Below are 25,342 nucleotides of genomic sequence, written 5' to 3'. Positions count from 1 at the left end.
GGACACGGCGTGCTGCGGCCGTACGGGAAAAGGTGTTAGATCTGGACGGCCTGGGCCAGCGCGACGCCGAACCAGCCCTGCGGGTCGGTCCACCAGTGACGGAGGGCGAAGCCCGACGCGGCGAGTTCCGCGGTCAGGCCGTCGCGGCGGAATTTCGCGGAGACCTCGGTGCGCATCTCCTCGCCGGCCGCGAACGGCACGGTGAGGTTCAGGTCCTTGATCTGCACGGTCTGGTCGCGCACCGAGCGCAGCCGCATCTCGATCCACTCTCGGTCCGGGTCCCAGACCGCGGCGTGCTCGAACGCGAGCGGATCAAAATCGGCCCGCAGCTCCCTGTTGATCACGTGGAGCACGTTCTTGTTGAACTCGGCCGTCACACCGGCCGCGTCGTCGTAGGCCGGCACCAGCGTGCCGGGATCCTTGACCTGGTCGGCGCCGACGAGCAGCCACTCGCCCGGGTGCAGCGCCGCGTGCAGATCGGTCAGGAACGCGGTGCGCTCCTCGGGCACCAGGTTGCCGATCGTGCCACCCAGGAACGCCACCACCCGGTTGTCGCCGTCGGGCAGGTGCCGCAGGTGGCGGGTCAGATCGCCGACCACGCCGGAGATGCTCAGCCCGGGGTAGGCGACGCCGAGCGACTGCACCGCCTCGACCAGGGCAGATTCGGACACGTCCAGCGGTACGAACGAACCGAGCGTCCCCCGGGACAACATCGCGTCGAGCAGCAGCCGGGTCTTCTCCGACGAGCCGGAACCGAGCTCGACAAGGGTCTTGGCGTCGGTGATCCGGGCGATCTCGGCGGCGTTCTCGGTCAGGATCAGCCGCTCGGTACGGGTCGGGTAGTACTCCGGCAGCCGGGTGATGTCCTCGAAGAGCCGGCTGCCCCGCGCGTCGTAGAACCACTTGGGTGGCAACCGTTTGGGCGTGGCGGTGAGCCCGTCGCGCACGTCCGCGCGCAACGATCGGGCCAGGTCACGCTCGTCGAGGTGCTTCTCCAGAGAGGTCACAGTGCTCCTAAGGGGGTGACGTCGATGTCCGCCCGGGTGGCGATCAACAGGTGGTGGTCCGGTACCGGCTGCCAGGCCGGGTGCGCGTCCAGCGGCTCGGACGCGACGAGCACGGCACCGCCGGCCGCCCGCACCGAGAGTGCGTGCCCGGCGGTCGTCGCGGTGATCTGTTCACCGTCGGTGAGCAGCAGGTTGAGCCGGGAGCCGGGCGCGGCCCGCAACGTCTCGCGGACCACCGAGGCGAGCACCTCGGCGGCCGGCTTCCCGGCCCGCAGCTGGTGGCGGACCAGGGCGAACAGCGCCGCCGCGTCGGTCGGCGCGTCGAGGGTCAGCAGGTCCTCGATCGGCAGGTCGGCGGCGAGCCCGGCGAGCGTGCCGGGGTAGCCGCGCACCACGCCGTTGTGGCTGAACAGCCAGCGGCCGTCGGCGAACGGCGCGGCCGCGGTCTCCACTACCGGCATCCCGGCGGTGGCCGAGCGGACCGCCGCCAGCACCGCGCCGGACGTGGTCGCGGCGGCCAGCGCGGGCAGCGCGGCGTCACTCCAGATCGGCATGGCGCTGCGGTAGCGGATCGGCGCGGCGGACCCGTGCGGGAACCAGCCGACCCCGAAACCGTCCGCGTTGATGGTGCCGCCGCCGCGCATGTCCCGCGGCGCCCAGGCCTGGTGGGCCAGCGCGTGCGGCGGGTCGAGCAGCAACTCGGCCAGGGTCACGGCCGGCCCGAGGTAGGCCAGGTGCCGACACATCAGGCGAGCTCCGGTGCGAGGTCGCGGGCGCAGCGGAAGCCGCTGAAGATCTGCCGGCGGATCGGGTGGTCCCAGTTGCGGAACGTGCCCCGCACCGCGGACCCGTCGGTGCCGAACGAGCCACCGCGCAGCACCCGGTAGTCCCCGCCGAAGAAGACCTCGGAGTACTCCGCGTACGGGAACACCCGGAACCCGGGGTGCGGATGGAACTCCGACGACGTCCACTCCCAGACGTCACCCATCAGCTGGTGCACGCCGAGCGGGGACGCGCCGGCCGGGTACGCGCCGACCGCCGCCGGGGTGAGGTGCCGCTGCCCCAGGTTGGCGTGCTCCGGGCCGGGCGCCTCGTCACCCCACGGGAAGCGCCGGGACCGGCCGGTCTCCGGGTCCCAGCGGGCCGCCTTCTCCCACTCGGCCTCGGTCGGCAGGCGTTTGCCGGCCCAGGACGCGTACGCCTCGGCCTCGAAGAAGCAGACGTGCACCACCGGCTCGTCGGCCTGCACCGCCTCGACGCGCCCGAACCGCCGGTAATGCCAGCCGCCCTCGGCCTGCAACCAGTGCAACGGCGCGGTCAGCCCGGCGTTGTTGCGGTGCTCCCAGCCCCGGGTGGACCACCAGCGCGGCTCGTCGTAGCCGCCGGCGTCGATGAACGCCAGGTATTCGCCGTTGGTCACCGGCGCCCGGTCGATCAGGAACGCCGGGACGTCGACGGCGTGCGCCGGCCGTTCGTTGTCCAGCGCCCACGGGTCGGTGTCGGTGCCCATCGTGAACGCGCCGCCCGGGATCAGCACCTCACCGCGGATCCGGCGGTCACCCGGCGGCGCGGGCGGCGCCGACAGCACCGGGGCGCCGGTCCGCAGCTGGTGGGTCGCGAGCATGGTCTCGTCGTGCTGCTGCTCGTGCTGCACGATCATCCCGAACGCGAAGCCACCGGCGAGCAGCGGCTGCTCGTCGACCAGGCGTACCCGGTCGAGCACGTCCAGGGCCTTGGCCCGGACCTGCGCGAGGTAGCGGCGGGCCTCGGCCGGGTCGAGCAGCGGCAGCGCCGGGCGGTCCTTGCGGGCGTGCTTGAACGCGTCGTAGAGGTGGTCGATGTCCTCCCGGACCGGTTCGCGCCCGCCGACGTCCCGGACCAGCCAGAGCTCCTCCTGGTTGCCGACGTGCGCCAGGTCCCAGACCAGCGGCGACATCAGCGGCGAGTGCTGCCGGCCCAGCTCGTCGTCGTCCACCGCGTCGGTGAGCAGGGCGGTGCGCGCGCGGCTCCGGTCGAGCAGGGCCGCGATCTGATTCTTGTCGGGGGTCACCGTGCGGTTCCTTCCACGCTGGGCGCCGGGTAACGGTCGAGCGGTCCGCTCGCGGTCCGCTTCGGAATTTCCGGGTACGACCGGAGCCGCCGGGACAGCACCCCGGAGACCCGGTCGCGGACCGCCTCGGGCAGCCCGGTCCGGTCCAGATTCCGGCAGGCCAGCTCGGCCAGCCCGGTGGCGGCGGCCCGGACGACCGGGTCACGCAACCCGTCGCGGGCGGCCGGGAGCCACCGGTCAGCGGCCGGCGCGGCGATCTCCCGCCCCCGGTCGGTGACGGTGTCGTCGGCGAACAGCGCCGCGACCGCCGCGACCGGCGCGATCCACTCCTCACCCGGCTGGGTGTCCAGGTAGCGGACCTCGAGGTAGCCGCGCGGGCGTACCGGCGGGAACAGGGTGTTCAGGTGGTAGTCCAGGTCGGCCACGGTGGGCGGCCGGTCCTCGGCACCGAGCCGGCCGGTCGTGATCCAGCCGGCGAAGGTGAGCCCGGCCGGCGCGGTCCAGTCCCCGCTGTCCCGGCGTACGCAGAGCAGCGGCGCGTCCAGGGCGTACCGGGCCCAGTCCCGGGCCGGGTCGTCGCGCCCGGACGGCACGTAGGCCGGGGCGGTACGCCGGCGGTCGATGCCGTACCAGGCGGCCATCCGGGCGGAGGCCCACCCGGTGTCCCGGCCGGCGTGCCGGGGCGAGTTCGCGAACAGCGCCACCAGCGGCGGCCCGAACTCGTGCACCGCGGCCCACCGGCTGGCGACCGCGGCGCCCTCACCGGCGTCCAGGCAGACCTGCAGGCCCGCGGTGCTGCCCATCATGGTGCGGCCGGCCTCGTCGAAGGCGTGTTCCATGGCCGCGTAACGCGGGGTGTCGAGGATCCGGCGCGGCGCCCGGTGCGGGTCGATCCCGTGGTCCCCCAGCTCGATCCCGCCCCGGGCGAGCAGCTCGGTGAGTGCGGTGTGATCGGCGGTCACGGCGGCGTGCAGGGCGGTGAGGGATTCCGCCGGTGCGGAGGAGATCTCGACCTGGCCACCGGGTTCGACGGTGACTGGGCCTCCGCCGGGCAGTGGTCGCGGCTCCGGGTTGCCGAGGCTGGCGGGCGTGTGCCCGCCGAGTGCGGCGCTCAGCTCCTCGGGCCGCAGGTAGGCGGCCGGGTCACCGGCACGGTGTGTGGTCCATTCCAGCTCGGCGCCGATCCATCGGGGTGGCCCGGTCTTGAAGCAGATCCCCTCGATGTGCTCGATCGCCTCCGCCACGCCCCGAAGGACTCGATCGGTGGTGCTCATGTTCCCCCTCGACGTCCGGACGATCACCCTAGGTAATCGAAGAACTCCGATGTGTTTGCCGCTCTTCGGACCTTACCGGCATAGCCCGGATCCGCCCACCCCGAACCTGAACGTTCGTTAGAACGTCAGCCGCACCTCGCCCGGACGTCGAACGAGCCGCGACTTCCACGATGCCGCCGGACCGGCCGCGCGGCGACCGTTCGGGGGATCTAAAAGTTCCGGAACCGACCCGGGGTGCCGGAACCGGTTCCGGACTGGAAGACTCCGACACGTTCGCGTTTGGGAGACCGTGCTTTGCGGTCATGACGACCGGAGGCCCGCGTGCCCGCAGACTTCCCCTATCTGGACCCTTCTATCGAGGTCGAGCGGCGGGTGGACGACCTGCTCAGCCGCATGACACTGGCCGAGAAGGTCGGCCAGATGCTGCAGCTCGACGCCCGGCAGGACCTGGCCGAGATCATTCACGACAAACTGGCCGGATCGATCCTGCACACCTCGCCGGCCAAGCTGATCGAGGCGAGCGAGCTGCTGGCCCGCACCCGGCTGAAAATTCCGCTCCTCACGGCCGAGGACTGCATCCACGGCCACTCGTTCTGGCCGGGTGCGACGATCTTCCCGAGCCAGCTCGCGATGGCCGCCACCTGGGACCCGGAGCTGCTCGAACGAGTGGCGAGGGCCACTGCGGTCGAGGTCTCCGCGACCGGCATCCACCAGACCTTCTCGCCGGTGCTGTGCATCGCCCGGGATCTGCGCTGGGGCCGGGTCGACGAGACTTTCGGCGAGGACCCGCTGCTGATCAGCGACCTCGGCGCCGCGATGATCCGTGGATACCAGGGCCGGGGCCTGACCGACCCGACCGGCATCCTGGCCACCGCCAAGCACTTCGCCGGGTACTCCGAGACCCAGGGCGGCCGGGACGCCAGCGAGGCCGACATCAGCCGGCGCAAGCTGCGCTCCTGGTTCCTGCCGCCGTTCGAGCGGGCCGCCAAGGAGGGTTGCCAGGTCTTCATGCTCGGTTACCAGTCGATGGACGGCGTGCCGATCACGGCGAACAAGTGGCTGCTCAACGACGTGCTGAAGCAGGAGTGGGGCTTCACCGGCACGCTGATCACCGACTGGGACAACGTCGGCCGGATGGTCTGGGAACAGAAGGTCTGCGCCGACTACGCGGAGGCCTCGGCCCTCGCCGTCAAGGCCGGCAACGACCTGGTGATGACCACCCCGGCGTTCTTCGAGGGCGCACAGGAGGCCGTCCAGCGCGGCATCCTGGCCGAGTCCGACATCGACGCGGCGGCCCGCCGGATCCTGCGCCTGAAGTTCGAGCTCGGCCTGTTCGAGAACCCGCGCACCCCGGACGCCGACCGCCAGCGCGAGGTGATCGGCTGCGCCGAGCACGTGGACCTGAACCTGGAGATCGCCCGCCGCTCGCTGGTGCTGCTGCGCAACGACGGCACGCTGCCGATCGACCCGGCCGCCGGCGCCCGCCGGATCGCCGTGCTCGGCCCGAACGCCGACGACGTCTCCGCACAGCTCGGCGACTGGGCCGGCAACTCCGGCCAGGTCGGCTGGATGCCGGACGGCCACCCGCGCGAGCTGACTGCCACGGTGCTGGACGGCCTCCGCGCCGGGGTGCCGGACGGCTGGACCGTCACGTACGAGCGCGGCGCCGACGTCGAGCGCCTGGTGCCGGACCCGGAGGGTGAGACGTTCCCGGACGGCCAGCCCCGGCCGCCGATCTCCGAGTCGGCACCGGTCGACCCGGCCCGGATCGCGGCGGCGGCGCACCTGGCCGCCGAGTCCGACTACGCCGTCGTGGTGGTCGGCGACACCGTCAACCTGACCGGCGAGGGCTGCTCGACCGCCACCCTGGAGCTGCTCGGCGGGCAGATCGCGCTGCTCGACGCGGTGGCCGCGACCGGCACCCCGATGATCGTCGTGCTGGTCAACTCGAAGCCGCTGGCGCTCCCGCCGTCGGCGCTCGGCGCGGCCGCGATCGTGCAGACCTTCAACCCGGGTATGCGCGGCGGTCAGGCCCTCACCGAGCTGCTGCTCGGCGCGATCGAGCCGAGCGGCCGCCTGCCGATCTCGGCCGCCCGGCACGTCGGCCAGCAGCCGGTCTACTACAACCAGCTGCGCGGCCAGCACGGCACCCGGTACGCCGACCTGACCCAGGACCCGCTGTTCGCGTTCGGCGAGGGGCTCAGCTACACCACCGTGGTCTACGACGGCCTGACCATCGGCGAGCCGGACGTCCCGGCCGACGGGGTGGTGCGGGCGACCGTGCGGCTGTCGAACACCGGGACGCGGCCGGCGCTGGAGACCGTCCAGGCGTACGTCAGCGACCTGGTCACCAGCGTGACCTGGGCGAGCCGGGAGCTGAAGGGCTACCGGCAGGTGACCGTGCCGGCCGGCGAGAGCGTGACCGTGGAGATCGAGATCCCGGCCGCCGAGTGCACCCTGGTCGACGCGGACTGCCGCCGGGTGGTCGAGCCCGGCGACTTCGAGCTGCTGGTCGGCCCGAACTCGCGGCTCTCCGCCCTGCAGTCCGCCAAGTTCCGGATCAGCTGACCCGCAGCGCGAGTCCCGGTCACCGGCTGGCTCCCGGGGGTGCCTCACGACCGTCGAGACACCCCTGGGAGCCAGCCGGTGACAGTGCGCCGCGCGGCGGCCCGGTGCCGGGACGGTGTCGCGCGAGGCCACCACGGGACGCGGCTCGTCGCCTGCGGACGAGCGCTCGGTATCTCGTACCGGAAAGGGGTTTGCCGTTGGCACGAAGGCGGGACGAGGATCTTGTCGGGGGCTGCCAGAGTGTGCTGGTGCGCAAGGTTTCCCTCGGCCGGCTCGGCCGGTCCCGCTGGTTTCGCCGCCTGGTCGTCGCGGGTGGTCTCGGCACGGTGCTGACGGTCGCGACCGTGGCGGCCGCCAACCTCTGGGTCGATCGGGCCGCGGCCGGTCACGTCTACTCGATCGCCGACGTGCCGGACGCGCCGGTGGCTCTGGTGCTGGGCGCGCAGGTGGACCCGCCCGGTGAGCCGTCGGCGTTCCTGGCCGCGCGGCTGGACATCGCCCGGCAGCTCTACGAGGCCGGCAAGGTCAAGGCGATCCTGGTCTCCGGTGATCACGCCGAGTGGAAGTACGACGAGCCCGGCGCGATGCTGGTCTGGCTGGTCGCGCGCGGGGTGCCCGCCGACCGGATCGTGATGGACCACGCCGGGTTCGACACCTACGACTCGTGCTCGCGGGCCAGCAAGATCTTCGGGGTGCGGCAGGCGATCGTGGTCAGCCAGTCGTTCCACGTGCCGCGGGCGGTGGCGCTGTGCCGGGCGATGGGCATCGACGCCACCGGGGTCGGTGACGACACCGCGCGGGTCTTCAAGCCGATGTGGGCGCGGGGCGAGGTCCGGGAGTGGGCGGCCGCGGTGAAGGCCGGTTGGGACGCCGCCACCGGCCGGGACCCGATCTTCCTGGGCCCGCACGAGACCGGCGTGGAGGCCGCGATCGCGAAGGGCTAATCGGGCGGGCCCAGGAGACGGCGCAGCGCGGTCGGGGTCTGCGCGGCAGCGCCCTCCCAGGCGACGTACCCGTCCGGGCGGATCAGGGTGGCTCGGCGGGACGGCGTCAGGGGCCGGGCCAGGTGCAGACGATCGTCGTACCCTGTCTGGTTTTGATCGTCGGTGAGCAGGACGTGCCGTCCCTCGCGCAGCGCCTCGTAGAGGCGTGTTCCGTCGCGCAGCTCCCGATCCGCGGCGCGCGGGGCGTCCGGGTAGTCGATGCCGACGCCGGAGAGGATGCCGGCGGCCCGGCGCATCACCGGCGGCAGGGACATCAGCGCGGAGCCGATCGTGTCGCGGGTCCGGCGGCCCGCCGTGGAACGGATCATCGCGAGCCGGATCAGCGTGCCGCTGCTGCGCAGGACCAACTTGCCGACCGGGTGGCGTTCGGCCTGGTACGTGTCGAGCAGCCCGGCCGGCGCCCAGCCGTGGACGGTCGCGGCGAGCTTCCAGGACAGGTTCGCGGCGTCCTGCAAGCCGGTGTTCATGCCCTGCCCACCGGCCGGCGAGTGCACGTGCGCCGCGTCGCCGGCCAGGAACACCCGGCCGGACCGGTAGCTCGGCACCTGTCGCTCGTCGCTGTGGAAACGGGACATCCAGCGGCTCTCGGTGACCCCGAAGTCGGTGCCGAGCGCCCGCCGGGTGACCGCGCGGATCTCGTCGAGGGTCACCGGCTCGGCGTCGCCGACCTGCTTGCGGCGGTCCCACGCGAAGATCCGATACCACCCGTCGCCGAACGGGGCGACGAACGCGAACGCGTCGCCGACCGCGTTGACCGCGAGCACGTCCTCCGGCGGGGTGGCCAGCCGGACGTCGGCCAGCATGATCGAGGTGAGCACCGACTGCCCGGGGAAGGGCAGGCCGACCGCCTGGCGGACCGCGCTGTGCACACCGTCCGCGCCGATCACCCAGTCGGCGGTGACGGTCTCCGCGCCCAGGTGCAGGGTGACCGTGTCGGCGCTCTGATCGAGCCCGGTCAGCGTGGCGCCCCTGACGATCTGCGCCCCGGCCTTCTCCGCGCGCTGCTCGAGGAGCCGCTCGACGTGGTACTGCGGGGTGATCAGCAGGTACGGGAACCGCGACGGCAGACCGGCCAGATCGACCCGGATCCGGTTGAACAGCCGCAGCCGCTGCACCTTGGCCCCGGTCTCGATCAGCTCGCCGGCCAGCCCGCGTGCGTCGAGCACCTCGAGGGTGCGGGCGTGCACGCCGAACGCCCGGGTCAGACCGGACGCGCCGGAACGCTGCTCGAAAACGGTCACCTGAACCCCGGCCTGGGCCAGGTCACCGGCCAGGAGCAGACCGGTCGGCCCGGCTCCGACGATCGCCACGGTGGTGTGCATGACTACTCCTCGACTCGTTTGCCAACACTTGTTGACAACGATAGGCATCCCGGCGAGATCGAGTCAACACTTGTTGACCAACGCCCGTTGACATAGGTTGGGACCATGACAGCGCCACGCCGCTCGGACGGCACCCGGGCCGCGATCCTGACCGCCGCACGCGAGCGGTTCGCCGCCGATGGGTTCGAGCGGGCCACCATCCGGGCCATCGCCGCCGACGCGAACATCGACCCGTCCCTGGTGATGCGCTATTACGGCAACAAGGAGAAGCTGTTCGCCGCGGCCGCCGAGTTCGACCTGCGCCTGCCGGACATGGCCCTGGTCCCCGCCGACCGGCACGGCGCCGTGCTGGTGGAGCACTTCCTCGACCGCTGGGCCGGCGACGAGACCCTGCTCGCGCTGATCCGGGCCGCGGTCAGCCACGAGGCCGCCGCCGAGCGGATGCGCACGATCTTCGCGGCCCAGGTCGGCCCGGTCGCCGCCCGGCTGGCACCCGACCCGGCCACCGCCGCCACCCGGGCCGGCCTGATCGCCACCCAGATCCTGGGCTTCGCGCTGTGCCGGTTCGTGCTGCGGCTGCCGCCGATCGTCGCGCTCGACCGGGACGCGGCGGTCGCCTGGCTCGCGCCGACCGTCCAGCGGTACCTGCACGACACCCCGGGACATTGACGGACGTGGACATCTGAACCAGAGTGGACCACAGTGTCAGGCATGACGAGTCGGCGTAGCCTCCTCTCCGCCGCGGCCGCGGCATCACTTGCCGCGCCGGCGCGGGCCGCGCAGGCGGCCGGCCCGCGCCGGCGCCCGCCGGACCCCACGCTGAAGGCGATCCTGCGCGAGATCGACCCCCACCGGATCGAAGCCGTGGTGCGGAGGCTCGCCGCTTTCGGCACCCGGCACACCCTGTCGTCACAGACCGATCCGGTACGCGGGATCGGCGCCGCCCGCGACTGGATCCACCAGCAGCTCACCGCGTACGCGGCGACGTCCGGCGGCCGGATGACCGTCGAGTTGCAGTCCTTCACCCAGCCGGTCTCCCCGCGCGTGCCCACGCCGACCGTGATCACCAACGTGATCGCCACTCTGCGCGGCAGCGTCACCCCGGAGCGGATCTACGTGGTGACCGGCCACTACGACTCCCGGGCCACCGACGTGCTCGACTTCACCAGCGACGCGCCGGGCGCCGACGACGACGCCTCCGGAGTCGCTGTCGTGCTGGAACTGGCCCGGGTGCTGGCCGGTCGTGAGCCGGAGGCCACCCTGGTCTTCGCCGCCGTGGCCGGTGAGGAGCAGGGGCTCTACGGCTCCGACCACATGGCGCAGGTCTACCAGAACGCGGGCGCCGACATCCAGGCGATGTTCAGCAACGACATCGTCGGCACCGGTGACGCGCACGACGGCACCCGGCCCGACCACCGCACGGTGCGGCTCTTCGTCGAAGGGGTGCCGACCGCGGAGACGGCGGCCGAGGCGACCACGCGCAGGAGCATCGGCGGGGAGAACGACGGCCCTTCACGGCAACTGGGCCGGTTCGTCAAGGAGGTCGAGCCCGCCGGAACCGACGTCCGGGTGGTCTGGCGCCGCGACCGCTACCTGCGCGGCAGCGACCACGTGTCGTTCCTGCTGCGCGGCTACCCGGCGGCCCGGTTCACCGAGCCGCGGGAGAACTTCGCCCACGAGCACCAGGACGTCCGGGTGGTCGACGGCGTGCAGTACGGCGACCTCGTCGAGTTCTGCGACTTCGACTACATCGCCCGGGTCGCCAAGGTCAACGCCGCCACGCTGTGGTCGCTGGCGACCGCGCCCGGCACCCCGAAGGGCGTGGTCGTCGACACCACCCAGCTGACCAACCAGACCACGCTGCGCTGGACCGTCGGCACCGAGCCCGACCTGGCCGGGTATGAGGTGGTCTGGCGGGAGACGACCGCGCCGGACTGGACCGACGTGCTGCCGGTCGGCAAGGTCGGCGCGGTCACGGTGGACGTGTCCAAGGACAACGTCCAATTCGGCGTACGGGCGGTGGACACCGGCGGGCACCGCAGCCCGGCAGCCGCCCCCCGGCCCGCCGCGTGATGCGTTAGCATTCCGGCGAGATCACCCAGAATGGGCGATCCTCGAGTGCTCGAAGGAATGAAGCCAGTGATGACCACGGTGTCCACCCCCACGCTTCGGTCTTCCTTCTTGTAGAACACTCGAAAGGTTTCACCTCACCATGGATCTGCGTATCCAGAACGCTGTCGTCGCCAACCTCCGCACCCGCCCGGACGCCGTGCAAGCCGGTCCGTTCGTGCTCGGCCTGGACCACGGCACCGACAGCCCGCACATCAACTACGCGACACCGCTGCCCGGCGCGGCGATCACCTCGGACGACGTCGCGGACCTGGTCACGGCGTTCGGCGGACGCCCGCCCCGCCTGGAGTACGTCACCAGCTGCGCCCCCGACCTGGAGAAGCTGCTGCTCGACGCGGGTTTTGCGGTCGAGGCCCGGAACGAGTACCTGGTCTGCACGCCGTCCTCGCTGGCCACACCGCCCGTGCCGGACGGCTTCCGGGTCTTCGCACCGGTCACCGACGACGACCTGACCGGCATGATCGCCGCACAGAACCAGGCGTTCGGCGGTCCCGCCTCGGCCACCCCGGACGACGTGGCGCGCTATCGCCGCAACCAGGACCACGGCGCGGTCCAGATCACCGCCCAGGCGGCCGACGGCCGGTACGCCGGCGGCGGCACCTCGACAGCCCCGAGTGACGGGGTCAGCGAGGTCGCCGGGATCGCGGTCGGCGAACCGTTCCGCCGCGCCGGCCTCGGTGGCGCGATCACCGCGGCGATCACCAGCCGGCTCTTCGCGGCGGGGGTCGATCTGGCCTGGCTGGAGGCTTCCGGCGAGGACTCCTGGCGGGTGTACGAGCGGGTCGGCTACCGGGCCGCCGGGAAGCGCCTCTACATCGCCAAGTACTGAGCGGGACGGGCCGCCGGCGCCGGCGGCCCTTTCACCCGGCGGCCCCTTCTCAACCGGTGGCCCCTTTTCAAACGGCGGCCCCTTTTCAAACGGCGGGCCTTTCACCCGGCCGGGATGAGCCGTGGTGGACTCCGGGGCGGCACTCTGGCTCGCATGAACGGATGGCTGATGTGGGGACTCATCCTCCCCGCCCTCCTGGTGGTCGCGGGTTCCGTCGTCCTGATCCGCCGGCGCAACGACCGCCGGTGAACGCGGGCTACCGTTGGCTGCGGACACGCCGTCGGACACTCGGCGGACACGCCGTCGACGGGCGAAGGGGCAGCCATGCGGCAGGTCTACGCGCACCACGCGATCCTCCAGCGCGCCCACGGCGCCGACCCGGGCGCGGTGGTCACGTCAGCGCTCGGCGGGGCGACACCGCACCGGACCACCGTGTCGCCGGACGGTGATCGGCTGCGGGTGCTGTTCGCCGCCGCGCCGGATCTGGTCGACGAGATCCGCGGGGTGATCGACACTGCGCTGGCGGCGGGGCCGTGGGAGCTGGTGGAGGCCGGGTGCGCGCGGCTCGATCCGGGCGAGCGGCCGCAGGCCAGGCTGCTGCTCCGGGAAATTGTCACACCCGCTGGTTAGCGTGCGGGCATGTTCTTCAAGCGACGCCAACCGTCGTCTCCTTCACCCGCGGCCGCGGGGCCGGCGTTGGCCAGTGATCCGGCCGGTGGGGCGTGGCGTTTCGCGCAGGGGCTGATCTGGGTCAGTCAGGCGCGGGTCGGGGCCGGCTGGTGGCCTCCGCGGCCTACGGCGCGTTCTTCCGCCACGGCGCCGACACCGCGGGCCTGCACGACGTCGCCTGGTTCCTGATCGCGGTCGCCGCCCTGCTGCTGGTCCTGATCCTCGCCGACCGCTCGCTGACCCGCCTCAGCGCGGAAAGCGGCCGGGTCCGCTGACCCCAACCCCTTTACGGTACGACCTCGACCCCGGACAACCGCAGCAAGCAGGTCCCGGGTCTCCACGCCACGCCGCACCCACTCCCGATCGCTGCGCGCCTCACAGGTGTAGCTCTTGGTCACCCTCGCCAGGCCCGCCCCACCCCGGACCGCAACGCGGCTCCCGATCCCGGCTGGTGCTCAGGGGTGCCTCAACCCGTCCGAGACACCCCTGAGCACCAGCCGAGGTCGCAACACGCGCTGCGGCCGTGCGGAACGCGGACATCGCGTGCGTCCGCGCGGCTGGACATGAGGAAGGGCCCGCGGCAAGTCGCCGCGGGCCCTTCTCCAGGGATGGTCAGGCGCCGCGCAGGACGGCGCCGAAGCGGGACGCCGTGACCGCCACCGCGGCGTCGCGGGCGGTGATCGTCTCCTCCGAGGTCAGCGTGCGGTCCGGAGCGCGGAACGTCAGCTTGTAGGCCAGCGACCGCTTCCCCTCGCCGAGCTGCTCCGACTCGTACACGTCGAAGAGCGCGACCGACTCCAGCAGCTCCCCCGCGCCCTCGGCCAGCGCGGTCTGCACCTCGCCGGCCGGGACCGCGCGGTCCAGCACCAGCGCCACGTCGATCAGCGCGGGCGGGAACGTGGAGATGTACGGAGCGTCCACCACCGGGGCGTCCGGCAGGACGTCCAGGTCGATCTCCATGGCGCTGGTGCGCTTGGGCAGGTCGAGGGCGGAGAGCACGGCCGGGTGCAGCTCGCCGGCGTACCCGATCACGGTGTCGCCGACCAGGATCGCGGCGCACCGGCCCGGGTGCCACGGCGCCTGCTCGGCCGCGCGCACCGTCACCCGGACGGCCGGGACACCGGCCGCGCTGAGTGCGGTCCGGGCCGCCTCGATGGCGTCCGCCCAGCCGGCCGCGCGACCCGCGCCCCACCAACCGGCCGGTTCGATGTCACCGGCCAGCACCGCGGCGAGGTGCCACGGCTGCTCCGGCACGATCGCGTTGGCCTGTGCCCACTCCTCGTCGGTCGGCCGCCGGTCGACACCCAGCGCCGGCGGGGCGCCCGCGGACAGGTGCGGCAGGAACACCGTGCCGGTCTCGTAGAGGGCGACGTCGCGGCGGCCCCGGCCCAGGTTGCGCTTGAGCGTGCCGAGCAGCGGCCCGAGCAGGGTGGTCCGCAGCAGCGGTTCCTCCTCGGAGAGCGGGTTGGTCAGCCGTACCGCGCTGCGCCGCGGGTCGTCGACGGGCAGCCCGAGCTGGTCCGCGGTGCCCGGGGCGACGAACGGGTAGGACAGCACCTCGACGTACCCGTTCTCGGCCATCGCCCGGCCGATCGAACGGCGGCGGCGCTGGCCCGGGGTGAGCCCGTTGCTGGCGACGGCCCGGGGCAGCAGGCTCGGGATCTCGTTGTAGCCGCCGAGCCGGGCCACCTCCTCGATCAGGTCGACCGGTGCCTGCAGGTCGGGACGCCAGCTCGGCGGCACGACCTCGAGCACCTCGACGCCGGTCACCGCGCAGCCCACCGCGGTGAGCAGCTCGGCGACCTTGGCCGACGTGTACGGCAGCCCGATCAGCTGCGCGGGCGCCTCGGCCGGCAGCGTGATGACGGCCGGCGCGGCGACATGGTCGATGTCGAGGATCCGCTCGTCGGCGGTACCGCCGGCGTGCTCGATCAGGATCGCGACGGCCCGTTCCAGCGCGGCCAGGGTCAGCTGCGGGTCGACACCGCGCTCCCAGCGCTTGGCGGCCTCGCTGAACAGCTTGTGGCGGCGCGCGGTCCGGCCGACCATCACCGGGTCCCAGTGCGCGGCCTCGAGGAGCACGTCGACGGTGCCCTGCTGCCACTCGCTGGTCTCCCCGCCCATCACGGCGGCAAGCGAGATCGGCCCGGTCTCGTCGCAGATCACCATGTCCTCGGCGTCCAGCACACGGGCGACGCCGTCCAGGGTGGTCAGCTTCTCGCCCGGGTGGGCGCGGCGCACCAGCAGGCCGCCGCTGAGCCGCTGCAGGTCGAAGACGTGCATCGGCTGACCGAACTCGAGCATCAGGTAGTTGGTGATGTCGACCGGCAGCGAGATGGCCCGGATGCCGGACGCGATCAGGCGGCGCTGCATCCAGGCCGGCGACGGGGCCGCCGGGTCGATGCCGCGCACCACGCGCGCCGAGAACCGGTCACACCCGACGGTGTCCTCGATCGTGACGGCGTACGGCGCGTCCGGGGTCGCCGGGACGGCCTGGGCAGCGGCCGGGTCGGTGAACGGCACACCGAAGTGGGTGGCCAGCTCCCGGGCGATGCCGCGGACGCTCATCTCGTAACCGCGGTCGGGGGTGATCTCCACCTCGACCAGGATCTCGTCCAGCCCGACCACCGGGCGCGCGTCGACACCCGGCGTGGCCGAGCCGGCCGGCAGCACGATGATGCCGTCGTGGTCGCCGGAGAGCCCGAGCTCGGCCGACGAGCAGATCATCCCGTGCGAGTTCCGCCCGTACGTCTTGCGGGCTCCGATCTTGAAACCACCGGGAAGCTCGCCGCCGGGCAGGATCGTGACCACCAGATCGCCTTCGGCGAAGTTGCGGGCACCGCAAACGATCTCCTGCGGTGCGTCGCGCCCCACGTCGACCGTGCAGAACCGGATCGGCTTCTTGAAGCCGGTCAGTTCCTCGATCGTCAGGACCCGGCCGACGACCAGGTCACCGAGGATGGTGGCGGCCTGGTCGACGATCGACTCGACCTCCATGCCGAGGTTGGTCAGCGCCTCGTCGAGGCGGGTCGCGGAGAGGTCCGCGGGCAGCTCGACGTATTCGCGGAGCCACGACAGTGACGTCTTCATGTCCTCAGGCCTCCATTCCGAAGTTCGTGGTGAAGCGCACGTCGCCCTCGACCATGTCGCGCATGTCGCTCACCCCGTTGCGGAACATCAGGGTGCGGTCCACGCCCATGCCGAACGCGAAGCCGGAGTACTTCTCCGGGTCGATGCCGCAGGCCACCAGCACGCGCGGGTTGACCATGCCGCAGCCACCCCACTCGACCCAGCGCGGGCCGTCGCGGTGCTCGGCGAACCAGACGTCGAACTCGCCGGACGGCTCGGTGAACGGGAAGTAGTGCGGCCGCCAGCGGGTCTTCGCGTCCGCGCCGAACATCGCCTTGGCGAAGTGGTCGAGCGTGCCGCGCAGGTGGGCCATCGTGATGCCCTCGTCGATGACCAGACCCTCGATCTGGTGGAAGACCGGGCTGTGCGTGGCGTCCAGCTCGTCGGTCCGGTAGACCCGGCCCGGGCTGACCACGTAGATCGGCGGCTGCCGGTCGAGCATGGTGCGCACCTGGCCGGGCGACGTGTGCGTCCGCATCACCAGGCCGGGCACGTCGACGAAGAACGTGTCGGAGGCACCGCGCACCGGGTTGTCCGGGCCGATGTTGAGCGCGTCGAAGTTGGCCCACTCCAGCTCGAGCTGGGGACCGTCGATGATGTCGTAGCCCATCCCGATGAAGATGTCGCTCATGTGCTCCATCAGCGTGGTCATCGGGTGCCGGGCGCCGCGCGGGCGGCGGGCGACCGGGAGGGTGACGTCGACCCGCTCCTCGAGCAGCACCCGGGCGGCCTGGTCGGCTTCGAGCTCGGCGAGGCGGGCGTCGTACGCCGCCTGGACGGCCTGACGGGCGATGTTGACCCGCTTGCCGGCGTCGGACTTCGCGGCCGGGGGCAGCGAGCCGATCTCCCGGCGGGCCAGCGAGATCTGCGAGCGGTCGCCGAGGTGCGCGGACTTCAGCGCGGCGAGCGCGTCGAGGTCGGCGGCCTGCGCGAACGCCTTCTCGGCGTCGGCGACGGCGGCTTCCAGCGCCTCGGGCGCGAGCAGGACGGCCTGTTTCGGATCGTACGGATCGTTGCGGTAGGACATGGTCGGGCGAACTCCCTCACACCGGATGAGCCATCGGGCAGTGTACGGAGGCACGGCTGAGCCGCAGCCCACCGGTCACGGGAGTCGCGCAGGAAAGTGTCAGACCCGGCGCCCGCGACCAGCGGGCCGGATAAACAGTGACCTCAGTCCTGACATGGGGCCCAGCATACCGGCACGCTGCTGGGCCCCGCCGAGAGATATCGGCTCAGTGGCAGCCGGCGGTGCCGCTGTCGGTGTAGGTCTTGCCGGCGACCGGCACGAACTGCCAATCGTACGATCCGGCGTGCAGGGTGAACTTGAGAACGCCGAACGTGTTGTTGTTGCGGGCCGCACTGTTCGGCTGGATGGTGCCGAAGTTGTAGTGGTCGGCGCCGCCCATCCCGGCCACCCAGGTACGCAGACCGCGGGCGGTGTCCAGCGCGCCGCTCGGGTTCATCGGGTCGAAGCGCTCGTAGACGTGGTTGTGGCCCCAGAGCACCACGTCCGCGTTGTAGTCGTAGAGCGCCTGGTAGAGCGGCCGGGTCCCGGTGGACGGGGCGTGGTTCGAACTGGACGTGAACAGCGGGTGGTGACAACGTCTTCTACGCCACCATGTCCACCGGCGGGCAGCGCTACCTGGTCCGCGGCGACTTCGCGAAACGGGCCGTGGTGACGCTGGCCACGAACGTCGAGTGCCCGTCGCTGTCCCCGGACGGGACCCGGGTCGCGTTCAAGCAGGCGATCGGCGGCGACCCGCTGCGCGGCTGGCGCCTCTCGGTGCTGGACCTGGCCACCCTGCGGGTCACCGCGACCGCGGAACCGGCCAGCGTGGACGACCAGGCCGCCTGGCTGGACGACTCGACGCTGGCCTACACGCTGCGGCACAGCGACGGCAGCCCGGACGTGTGGACCGTGCCCGCCGACGGCTCGGGCCCGTCCCAGTTGCTCATCCCGGGAGCAGAATCACCCTCAGCGCTGGGCGCGAGCTGACGAATACAGGCACACGGCAGCGGCGGCGGCCAGGTTGAGGCTCTCGGCGCCGCCGTAGATCGGCACCCGGACCCGGCGGTCGGCGGCCGCGATCAGCTCACCCGGCAGCCCGTGCGCCTCGGAACCGAACAGCCACGCGGTCGGCGCGGCCAGCAGCCCGCCGTCCAGCAGCGAGTCCACGTCGTCCTCGCCGGTGCCACTGGTGGCGAGCACCTGCAGGCCGGAGTTCTGCAGCAGGTCGAGCACATCGAGCGAGGCGCGGACCACGTCGAGGTGGAACAGCGAGCCGGCGGACGCCCGTACACATTTGCCGTTGTAGGGATCGACGGCGTCTCCCGCGAAGATGACCGCGTCGGCGCCGGCGGCGTCGGCCGTGCGCAGCACGGTCCCGGCGTTACCCGGGTCCCGGATCTCGGCGAGCACCGCGATCAGTTTCGGCTGTTTCGCCAGCACCTCGCCGATCGGCACGTCCACCTGCTCGCAGAGCGCGACCAGCCCCTGCGGGTGGACGGTGTCGGTGAGCGCGGCCAGGGCCTCGTCGGTGACCGGGGAGACCTCCGGCGCCTGCGCGGCCAGGTCGGCGTGCCGCTCCAGCCCGGCCGGGGTGCCGAACAGCTCCAGCACGACGCCGGCGGCGAGGGCCTCCCGGACGGCCTGCGGCCCTTCGGCGAGGAACCGCCGGGCCTGGTCGCGGTCCTTACGGCGCTGCAGGCGCCGGGCCGTGACGATTCTCGGGGTACGCGGTGTGAACATCGGCTCCGACTCCGGGAATGGGAAACGCCCCCCGATTCCTCGGGGGGCGTCTCCGGAAAGCAGAAACTCAGGCAGCCTGAGCGGCAGCGCCGCCGATGCCCTCGGCCTGAACGGCCGCGCGAGCGATCTCGACGATGGCCGCGAACGCGACAGCGTCGTTGACCGCGAGCTCAGCCAGGATCTTGCGGTCGACCTCCACCTCAGCCAGCTTCAGACCCTGGATGAGACGGTTGTAGGTCATGCCGTTGGCCCGGGAGGCCGCGTTGATGCGCGTGATCCAGAGCTGACGGAAGTCGCCCTTCCGGTCACGGCGGTCACGGTAGGCGTACTGCATCGAGTGCAGTACCTGCTCCTTGGCCTTCCGGTACAGGCGAGAGCGCTGACCGCGGTAACCGCTCGCGGTCTCGAGCAGAGTGCGGCGCTTCTTCTGGGCGTTTACCGCCCGCTTGACGCGTGCCATTTCAAGGACTCCTTACAGGGGAACGTGTCAGGCTCGCGTCAGCGACCCAGAAGCTTCTTCACTCGCGGAATGTCGACCTTGGCCACCGTGACAGTGCCGGTCATCCGACGGGTAACGTGGGAGGACTTGTGCTCCAGCAGGTGACGCTTACCGGTCAGCTCGCGCACGATCTTGCCCTTGCCGGTGACCTTCACCCGCTTACCCATGCCGGTGTGGCTCTTCATCTTCGGCACTTTAAAACGCCTCTTTCTGATCTTTCCGCGCGCCCGGGGGACGCGCGGAAAAGCTGACTACTCTACTGCTGCTGGGGTGTCGGCAGGCTCGGCCGACGGAACCTCGGTGCCGTCGTCGCCCTCGCGCGGCTCCCGGGCGGGCTTCGCGCCGGCCGCGACAGCGGCGACCGCGGCGGCCTTGGTGGCCCGGTGCGGTGCCAGCACCATGATCATGTTTCGACCGTCCTGCTTCGGGCTCGCTTCCACGAATCCGAGCTCGGAGATCTCCTCGCTGAGCCGGCGCAACAGCCGGAAACCCAACTCGGGGCGGCTCTGCTCACGGCCGCGGAACATGATCGTCACCTTGACCTTGTCGCCCGCCTTGAGGAACCGCACCACGTGACCCTTTTTGGTCTCGTAGTCGTGCGGGTCGATCTTCGGCCGAAGCTTCATTTCCTTGATGACGGTCTGCTGCTGGTTGCGCCGCGCTTCGCGGGCCTTCAGTGCGCTCTCGTACTTGAACTTGCCGAAGTCCATGAGCTTGCACACCGGCGGCCGCGCCATCGGAGCAACCTCGACCAGATCCAGGTCTACGTCCGCAGCCAGCTGCAGGGCGCGCTCGACCGGCACAATGCCGACCTGCTCACCCTCAGGGCCGACCAGACGGACTTCGCGAGCCCTGATCTGTTCGTTCACGCGTGGTTCGACGCTGATGGGGCCTCCTCAGAACGTACCTACTTCTGCCAATGTCGGTCGGCCCCGAGTCACCGTCCCCGCATGGGCAGGAACGGCCGGGAAAGCAGAAGACCTCGGCCGCACGTTTCCGCGCATGCCGAGGCCCGCTCGACCGGTCATCGGCGTCCAAAGGGAGGACGCGCCCCGGACAGGAAAAATTCCCTGTACGGCTGACCGGACCCGGTCATAGTCAATGACTCGGGTGGGAACCAGCGGGCTCCTCTTTCGCGCCGTGCTGGGCTCTCAGAAGATCAAGAGCAACGCATGGCGTGGTCGACTGCCCGCTAGTCTATCAGGCCTCGTGGGAGGCCTGGTGCAGGGCCCGGAGGCTCCGCACTCCGTCCACCGCGTAGTCCTTGTCGACCGCCTGCAGCGCGTGGATCGACACCTGCTCGTCGTCCAGCAGCTCGAGCTGCGCCCACGGCGAGTTGCGGTCGAACCGCACGGCGCGGACCACCGCCCACGGCAGGTCGTAGCCGCCGACCACGTTGCGCACGTGCACACCCTGGTCGTCAGCGGTGACCCTGGGCCGGCAGAACGCCAGGATGCCGAGGCCGATCAGGACGCCCAGACCGACCATGGCGGCCTGGTCACCGCGCTGGAAGCTGCCCGATCCGACCTGCCCGGCGTTCTCGAAACCGCCCTGCCCGTGCAGGCCGAAGCTGAGCACGGTGAACAGCACGACCACGCCGAGCGCGAGCGTGCCGGCCACCCAGCGGATCTTCTGCGGGCGAAAAATCACGTCAGCCATCATCACAACCTGCAGTTGGCGATATCGGTTACCAGGATCGCACGCGCGCCGAGCTCGTACAGCTCGTCCATCACCCGGTGCACCTGGCTGCGCTGGACCATCGCCTGCACGGCGACCCAGCCCTCCCGGTGCAGCGGCGACACGGTCGGCGACTCGATGCCCGGGGTCAGCCCGGTGGCCTGCTCCAGCAGGTCGGCGCGGACGTCGTAGGCGAGCATCACGAAGTTGCGTGCCACCAGCACCCCGTTGAGCCGGCGCAGCAGCTGGGCGGCGCCGGCCGGCGGCTCCGCCTGGCGGCCGATCAGGATCGCCGACGAGCGCATCAGCGGCTCGCCGAGCGTGACCAGACCGGCCTGGCGCAGCGTGGCGCCGGTCTCCACCACGTCGGCGATCAGGTCGGCGACACCGAGCCGGACCGCGTTCTCGACCGCGCCGTCCAGGCGGACCACTTCGGCCTTCAGCTCGTGCTCGTCCAGGTACTGGCCGACCAGGCCGGGGAACGCGGTGGCGATCCGCTTGCCACCGAGCTGGTCGACCGAGGTCAGGGTCCCGGCCGGGGCGGCCCAGCGGAACGTGGCACCGCCGAAGTTCAGGTCGAGCAGCTCGGCGGCCGGCACCCCGGAGTCGACGAGCAGGTCGCGACCGGTGATCCCGAGATCCAGGTCACCCGAACCGACGTAGGTCGCGATGTCCCGGGGCCGCAGGTAGAAGAACTCGACGTTGTTGCCCTCGTCACGGCAGGCCAGGTCCTTGGGGTCGGAACGCTGGCGATAGCCGGCGTCCCGCAACATCTGTGATGCCGGCCCGGAGAGGGTCCCCTTGTTCGGAATGGCGATGCGCAGCATTGACGTGCTCCTTCGTTCTGATGGACGGATAGGGGCGCACGTCAGAGATGTCGGTACACGTCCTTGAGCTCGAGACCGGTGGCGATCATCAGGACTTGTGCCTGGTAGAGCAGCTGCGAGATCTCCTCGGCAGCCCGCTCCGGCCCCTCGTGCTCGGCGGCCATCCAGGACTCGGCCGCCTCCTCGACGACCTTCTTCCCGATGAAGTGGACTCCTCGTTCGAGCGCGGCGACCGTGCCCGAACCGGGGGTCTGCTCCGCCGCCTTGCGCTGCAATTCGGCGAACAGTTCTTCGAACGTCTTCACGGGAGACGATTGTGGCAGCTCATCACGTCTTGACGACGAACGCCCCCAGCGGTTGGGACGTCTTTTAAGCTGCCCGTCATGGTCAGCCGTTTCACCCCCCTCCTCGTGGGCGGCGCCGTGCTGGCGCTCGCCACCGTCACGGCCTGCTCCCCGGTCGAGGACGACACCACCACATCCACCGCATCCCCCAGCTCCTCAGCGGCGGATGCCTGCCCGTCCGGCTCGCTGGACACCACCACCGCCGGCAAGATCACGATCGGCACCGACAACCCGGCGTACGAGCCGTGGTTCAAGGACAACAAGCCGGCCAGCGGTGAGGGCTTCGAGTCCGCCGTGGCGTACCAGGTCGCCGAGCGGCTCGGGTACTCCAAGGACAAGGTGGTCTGGACCTCGGTGACGTTCAACAACGCCATCGCGCCCGGGCCCAAGACGTTCGACTTCGACGTCAACCAGTTCTCGATCACCGACGAGCGCAAGCAGGCGGTCGACTTCTCCTCGCCGTACTACCTGGTCCGGCAGACCGTCATCACCACCAAGAAGTCCAAGATCGCGAACGTCACCACGCTGGCCGGGCTGACCGGCGCGAAGCTCGGCGCCCAGGTCGGTACGACCAGCTACCAGGCGATCACCGACATCATCAAGCCGTCCGGCAAGCCGTCGGTGTTCAACAGCAACGACGACGCCAAGGCGGCGCTGGAGAACGGCACCGTCGACGGCATCGTGGTGGACCTGCCGACCGCGTTCTACATGACCGCGGCCGAGCTGGACGACGGCGTGATCCTCGGCCAGCTGCCGCAGGTCGGCGTGCCCGAGCAGTTCGGCCTGGTGCTGGACAAGGGCTCGAAGCTGACCGGCTGCGTGAGCAAGGCCGTGGATCAGCTGCGCCAGGACGGCACGCTCGCTGTACTGGAGAAGACCTGGTTGTCCGACGCGGGAGCACCCGAACTCAAGTGACCTACGCGCCAAGTGCGCGGCAGCAGGAGCGGTTCGCCTACCGTCGCCGGCAGGCGATCCGCTCGGTCCTGCTCGCCGCCCTCTCCACCGCCGTCGTCGGCGTGCTGTTCGCCGTCGGGATCACCGGGTCACCCGGCTGGCCCCGCGTCAAGCAGTCGTTCCTGAACGTCGACGTCGCCACGAAGTACCTGCCGGACATCCTCGACGGCTTCTGGCTCAACATCCAGCTGTTCCTGGTCTGCGCGCCGCTCGCGTTGCTGCTCGGGCTGCTGATGGCGGTGCTGCGCACGCTGCGGGGGCCGGTCTTCTTCCCGGTGCGCGCGATCGCGACCGGGTACACGTACATGTTCCGCGGGCTGCCGCTGATCATCACGATCTACCTGTTCGCGTTCGGCCTGCCCGGGCTGCGCCTGCAGGGCACCCCGGACGTGCTGGTGCTGGGCGGGGCGGCCATCACGATCACCTACGGGTCGTACCTGGCCGAGGTGTTCCGGGCCGGCATCGAGTCGGTGCACCCTAGCCAGATCGCCGCGGCCCGGTCGCTGGGCCTGAGCTATCGCCAGGCGATGCGGCACGTGGTGCTGCCCCAGGCGGTCCGCCGGGTCGCGCCGCCGCTGCTCAACGACGTCGTGTCGATGCAGAAGGACGTCGGCCTGATCTCGCTGGCCGGCCCGATCGACGCGATCCGGTCGGCGCAGATCGGCCAGGCGGGCAGCGCGAACTTCACGCCCTACGTGGTGGCCGCGGTCCTGTTCATCCTGCTCGCCCTGCCCCTGATCGTGATCACCGACCGGGTGACGTTGCGGGCCGCCCGGACCCAGAACGCGGGGATCTGATGCTGCTCTCCTGCACCGACGTGCGTAAGACGTTCGGCGACCACGTGGTTCTGGACAACCTCGGCCTCGAGGTCGCGGAACACGAGGTGGTGGCGCTGATCGGGGCCTCCGGCTCGGGCAAGTCGACGCTGTTGCGCTGCGTCAACCTGCTCACCGGGATCGACGACGGAACGATCCACCTGGACGGCGAGGAGATCACCGACCCCAAGGTCAACCCCGATCTCGTACGCCAGAAGATCGGCCTGGTCTTCCAGTCCTACAACCTGTTCCCGCACATGACGGTGCTCGACAACATCACCCTGGCGCCCACCCGGGTGCACGGCAAGTCCGCCACCGAGGCTCGTGAGCTGGCCATGCAGTGGCTGGACCGGGTCGGGCTGGCCGACAAGGCGAAGGCCTTCCCGGACGGGCTATCCGGCGGCCAGCAGCAGCGGGTGGCGATCGTCCGGGCGCTGGTCAACAGCCCACGGCTGCTGCTGCTCGACGAGGTCACCTCGGCGCTCGACCCGGAACTGGTCGGCGAGGTGCTCAGCATGATCCGTGACCTCAAGGCCGAGGGCATGACCATGGTGCTGGCCACCCACGAGATGGGCTTCGCCAAGCGGGTCGCCGACCGGGTGGTCTTCCTGGACGCCGGCCGGGTGCTCGAACAGGGCCCGCCCGCCCAGGTCCTCGGCGACCCGGTCGAACCCCGCACCCGCCAGTTCCTCGCCCGCATCATCGAGGCCGGCCGCCTGTAATCCGGTCCTCGTGCACGCGAGGCCACCCGCGGCCCGGACCGTGCCGCGCTCCCGGTCCCCGGCTGGCGCCCAGGGGTGTCTCAGGGTGCCGGAGGCACCCCTGAGAACCAGCCAAGACCCGGAGGCGCGCTGCGGCCGGGAGGAGCCGCGGTCTCGCGTCGGCCTCACGGGCGGGACTCGGCTCGTAGCCTGCGGACGGGCGCTCCCCATCCGTACCGAAAAAAATGAAGCGGCCCGCTCGTTCCCGAAAGGAGCGAGGCGGGCCGGGCTTCTTGGTGATCAGGAGCGGTCGGACTTCTCGATCTCGCGGATGGCCAGGGCGGCGTCGAGGACCGCGACAGTGCTCTGCCAGCCCTTGTCCTCGATCGAGTCCTCCAGGCCGGCGCGGTCCCGGGCCTGGCCCAGGCTCTGCACGGTGAGGACGCCGTGCGCGACCGGGGTCTGCTCGTCCAGCGCGACCCGGGTGAGGCCGGCCGTGACGGCGTCGCAGACATACTCGAAGTGCTGGGTCTCGCCCTTGATCACCACGCCGAGGGCGACCACCGCGTCGAAGCGCTTGGCCATCGCCTGGGCGACCACCGGCAGCTCGACCGAGCCGGCCACCCGGGCCACCACGACGTCCGTGACGCCGCACGCCTCGGCCGCTGCCCAGGCGCGCTCGATCATGTGATCGACCAGGTCGTTGTGCCAGCGTGAGCCGACGATACCGAGCCGGAGCCCGGCCGCGTCGACGGGCTGTGTGTGTGGATCTCCGAAGCCGGCCATTAGTCGTC

At 71.3% G+C, this 25,342-nt stretch carries 27 protein-coding genes; 11 read left to right on the top strand and 16 right to left on the bottom strand.

Features of this window, described 5'->3' with window-relative positions; genetic code table 11:
• Positions 1–35: 35 nt before the first annotated feature.
• Genes egtD through egtA form a run of 4 tightly spaced genes read right to left on the bottom strand, consistent with a single transcriptional unit; the run spans position 36 to position 4,331 of the window.
• Positions 36–1,007, bottom strand: coding sequence for an L-histidine N(alpha)-methyltransferase (gene egtD / locus ADL15_RS26345; protein WP_067696679.1), 972 nt, complete (start codon positions 1,005–1,007; stop codon positions 36–38).
• On the bottom strand, positions 1,004–1,753 hold the full coding sequence (gene egtC, locus ADL15_RS26340; protein WP_067696677.1) for an ergothioneine biosynthesis protein EgtC: 750 nt from the start codon (positions 1,751–1,753) through the stop codon (positions 1,004–1,006). The genes egtD and egtC overlap by 4 nt, the downstream gene beginning before the upstream one ends.
• Positions 1,753–3,057, bottom strand: coding sequence for an ergothioneine biosynthesis protein EgtB (gene egtB, locus ADL15_RS26335; protein WP_067696674.1), 1,305 nt, complete (start codon positions 3,055–3,057; stop codon positions 1,753–1,755). The genes egtC and egtB overlap by 1 nt, the downstream gene beginning before the upstream one ends.
• Positions 3,054–4,331 (bottom strand): ergothioneine biosynthesis glutamate--cysteine ligase EgtA, encoded by a 1,278-nt coding sequence (gene egtA, locus ADL15_RS26330; protein WP_083971750.1) that lies wholly within the window; start codon positions 4,329–4,331, stop codon positions 3,054–3,056. Before egtA ends, egtB begins: the two co-directional genes overlap by 4 nt.
• Before the next feature lie 321 nt (positions 4,332–4,652).
• On the opposite strand from egtA, the gene ADL15_RS26325 reads away from it, so the two are divergent.
• Together ADL15_RS26325 and ADL15_RS26320 are read left to right on the top strand one after the other, a co-directional pair.
• On the top strand, positions 4,653–6,899 hold the full coding sequence (locus tag ADL15_RS26325) for an exo-beta-d-1,3/1,6-glucosidase (RefSeq protein WP_067696671.1): 2,247 nt from the start codon (positions 4,653–4,655) through the stop codon (positions 6,897–6,899).
• A 242-nt stretch (positions 6,900–7,141) separates the two neighbouring features.
• Positions 7,142–7,843 (top strand): SanA/YdcF family protein, encoded by a 702-nt coding sequence (locus tag ADL15_RS26320; RefSeq protein WP_083971748.1) that lies wholly within the window; start codon positions 7,142–7,144, stop codon positions 7,841–7,843.
• Here ADL15_RS26320 and ADL15_RS26315 read toward each other — a convergent pair.
• On the bottom strand, positions 7,840–9,225 hold the full coding sequence (locus ADL15_RS26315; RefSeq protein ID WP_067696668.1) for an FAD-dependent monooxygenase: 1,386 nt from the start codon (positions 9,223–9,225) through the stop codon (positions 7,840–7,842). The two genes, ADL15_RS26320 and ADL15_RS26315, sit on opposite strands and share 4 nt — an antisense overlap.
• Before the next feature lie 105 nt (positions 9,226–9,330).
• On the opposite strand from ADL15_RS26315, the gene ADL15_RS26310 reads away from it, so the two are divergent.
• From ADL15_RS26310 to ADL15_RS53245, 5 genes are all read left to right on the top strand, one after another.
• Entirely contained in the window at positions 9,331–9,894 is a 564-nt protein-coding gene (locus ADL15_RS26310) for a TetR/AcrR family transcriptional regulator (RefSeq protein WP_067696666.1), read from the top strand.
• Between the two features lie 42 nt (positions 9,895–9,936).
• On the top strand, positions 9,937–11,298 hold the full coding sequence (locus ADL15_RS26305; protein WP_067696663.1) for a M20/M25/M40 family metallo-hydrolase: 1,362 nt from the start codon (positions 9,937–9,939) through the stop codon (positions 11,296–11,298).
• Positions 11,299–11,437: 139 nt separating this feature from the next.
• Positions 11,438–12,184, top strand: a complete 747-nt coding sequence (locus tag ADL15_RS26300; protein WP_067696660.1) for a GNAT family N-acetyltransferase — start codon at positions 11,438–11,440, stop codon at positions 12,182–12,184.
• Between the two features lie 324 nt (positions 12,185–12,508).
• Positions 12,509–12,814, top strand: coding sequence for a hypothetical protein (locus ADL15_RS26295; protein ID WP_067696657.1), 306 nt, complete (start codon positions 12,509–12,511; stop codon positions 12,812–12,814).
• A gap of 149 nt (positions 12,815–12,963) precedes the next feature.
• Positions 12,964–13,128 (top strand): hypothetical protein, encoded by a 165-nt coding sequence (locus ADL15_RS53245; protein WP_157441609.1) that lies wholly within the window; start codon positions 12,964–12,966, stop codon positions 13,126–13,128.
• A gap of 337 nt (positions 13,129–13,465) precedes the next feature.
• Here ADL15_RS53245 and pheT read toward each other — a convergent pair whose 3' ends face one another.
• The 3 genes from pheT to ADL15_RS26280 all read right to left on the bottom strand — a co-directional run bounded on the left by pheT (position 13,466) and on the right by ADL15_RS26280 (position 17,490).
• Positions 13,466–15,943: a phenylalanine--tRNA ligase subunit beta gene (gene pheT / locus ADL15_RS26290; protein ID WP_067696654.1), complete on the bottom strand. Its 2,478-nt coding sequence runs from the start codon at positions 15,941–15,943 to the stop codon at positions 13,466–13,468.
• A 4-nt stretch (positions 15,944–15,947) separates the two neighbouring features.
• Positions 15,948–17,009, bottom strand: coding sequence for a phenylalanine--tRNA ligase subunit alpha (pheS, locus tag ADL15_RS26285; protein WP_067696649.1), 1,062 nt, complete (start codon positions 17,007–17,009; stop codon positions 15,948–15,950).
• 205 nt (positions 17,010–17,214) lie between these two features.
• Positions 17,215–17,490, bottom strand: coding sequence for a metallophosphoesterase family protein (locus ADL15_RS26280; protein WP_067696647.1), 276 nt, complete (start codon positions 17,488–17,490; stop codon positions 17,215–17,217).
• A 110-nt stretch (positions 17,491–17,600) separates the two neighbouring features.
• Between ADL15_RS26280 and ADL15_RS26275 the strand changes: the two genes are divergently transcribed.
• Entirely contained in the window at positions 17,601–17,978 is a 378-nt protein-coding gene (locus ADL15_RS26275; protein ID WP_157441608.1) for a TolB family protein, read from the top strand.
• Here ADL15_RS26275 and ADL15_RS26270 read toward each other — a convergent pair.
• From ADL15_RS26270 to ADL15_RS26240, 7 genes are all read right to left on the bottom strand, one after another.
• Positions 17,958–18,731, bottom strand: a complete 774-nt coding sequence (locus tag ADL15_RS26270) for a TrmH family RNA methyltransferase (protein WP_067696644.1) — start codon at positions 18,729–18,731, stop codon at positions 17,958–17,960. The two genes, ADL15_RS26275 and ADL15_RS26270, sit on opposite strands and share 21 nt — an antisense overlap.
• A gap of 67 nt (positions 18,732–18,798) precedes the next feature.
• On the bottom strand, positions 18,799–19,191 hold the full coding sequence (gene rplT, locus ADL15_RS26265) for a 50S ribosomal protein L20 (RefSeq protein WP_067696640.1): 393 nt from the start codon (positions 19,189–19,191) through the stop codon (positions 18,799–18,801).
• A 38-nt stretch (positions 19,192–19,229) separates the two neighbouring features.
• Entirely contained in the window at positions 19,230–19,424 is a 195-nt protein-coding gene (gene rpmI, locus ADL15_RS26260) for a 50S ribosomal protein L35 (protein ID WP_067696637.1), read from the bottom strand.
• Positions 19,425–19,481: 57 nt separating this feature from the next.
• On the bottom strand, positions 19,482–20,099 hold the full coding sequence (gene infC / locus ADL15_RS26255; protein WP_067696634.1) for a translation initiation factor IF-3: 618 nt from the start codon (positions 20,097–20,099) through the stop codon (positions 19,482–19,484).
• 331 nt (positions 20,100–20,430) lie between these two features.
• Entirely contained in the window at positions 20,431–20,889 is a 459-nt protein-coding gene (locus ADL15_RS26250; protein ID WP_157441612.1) for a PH domain-containing protein, read from the bottom strand.
• A gap of 2 nt (positions 20,890–20,891) precedes the next feature.
• On the bottom strand, positions 20,892–21,734 hold the full coding sequence (gene hisG / locus ADL15_RS26245; protein ID WP_067696628.1) for an ATP phosphoribosyltransferase: 843 nt from the start codon (positions 21,732–21,734) through the stop codon (positions 20,892–20,894).
• A 41-nt stretch (positions 21,735–21,775) separates the two neighbouring features.
• Entirely contained in the window at positions 21,776–22,039 is a 264-nt protein-coding gene (locus tag ADL15_RS26240) for a phosphoribosyl-ATP diphosphatase (protein WP_067696625.1), read from the bottom strand.
• Positions 22,040–22,117: 78 nt separating this feature from the next.
• Between ADL15_RS26240 and ADL15_RS26235 the strand changes: the two genes are divergently transcribed.
• Genes ADL15_RS26235 through ADL15_RS26225 form a run of 3 tightly spaced genes read left to right on the top strand, consistent with a single transcriptional unit; the run spans position 22,118 to position 24,569 of the window.
• Complete coding sequence (locus ADL15_RS26235; RefSeq protein ID WP_067696622.1) at positions 22,118–22,993, top strand: ABC transporter substrate-binding protein; 876 nt, start codon at positions 22,118–22,120, stop codon at positions 22,991–22,993.
• Positions 22,990–23,829, top strand: a complete 840-nt coding sequence (locus ADL15_RS26230) for an amino acid ABC transporter permease (RefSeq protein ID WP_067696618.1) — start codon at positions 22,990–22,992, stop codon at positions 23,827–23,829. Before ADL15_RS26235 ends, ADL15_RS26230 begins: the two co-directional genes overlap by 4 nt.
• Complete coding sequence (locus tag ADL15_RS26225) at positions 23,829–24,569, top strand: amino acid ABC transporter ATP-binding protein (RefSeq protein WP_067696615.1); 741 nt, start codon at positions 23,829–23,831, stop codon at positions 24,567–24,569. Before ADL15_RS26230 ends, ADL15_RS26225 begins: the two co-directional genes overlap by 1 nt.
• Positions 24,570–24,848: 279 nt before the next feature.
• Here ADL15_RS26225 and ribH read toward each other — a convergent pair whose 3' ends face one another.
• Positions 24,849–25,334: a 6,7-dimethyl-8-ribityllumazine synthase gene (gene ribH, locus ADL15_RS26220; protein ID WP_067696613.1), complete on the bottom strand. Its 486-nt coding sequence runs from the start codon at positions 25,332–25,334 to the stop codon at positions 24,849–24,851.
• Between the last annotated feature and the right edge of the window lie 8 nt (positions 25,335–25,342).

Origin of the sequence: Actinoplanes awajinensis subsp. mycoplanecinus (assembly GCF_001509495.1) — a bacterium.
In the GTDB taxonomy this organism is placed as follows: Bacteria; Actinomycetota; Actinomycetes; order Mycobacteriales; family Micromonosporaceae; genus Actinoplanes; species Actinoplanes palleronii.
This window is presented reverse-complemented; position numbering and strand designations above follow the sequence as displayed.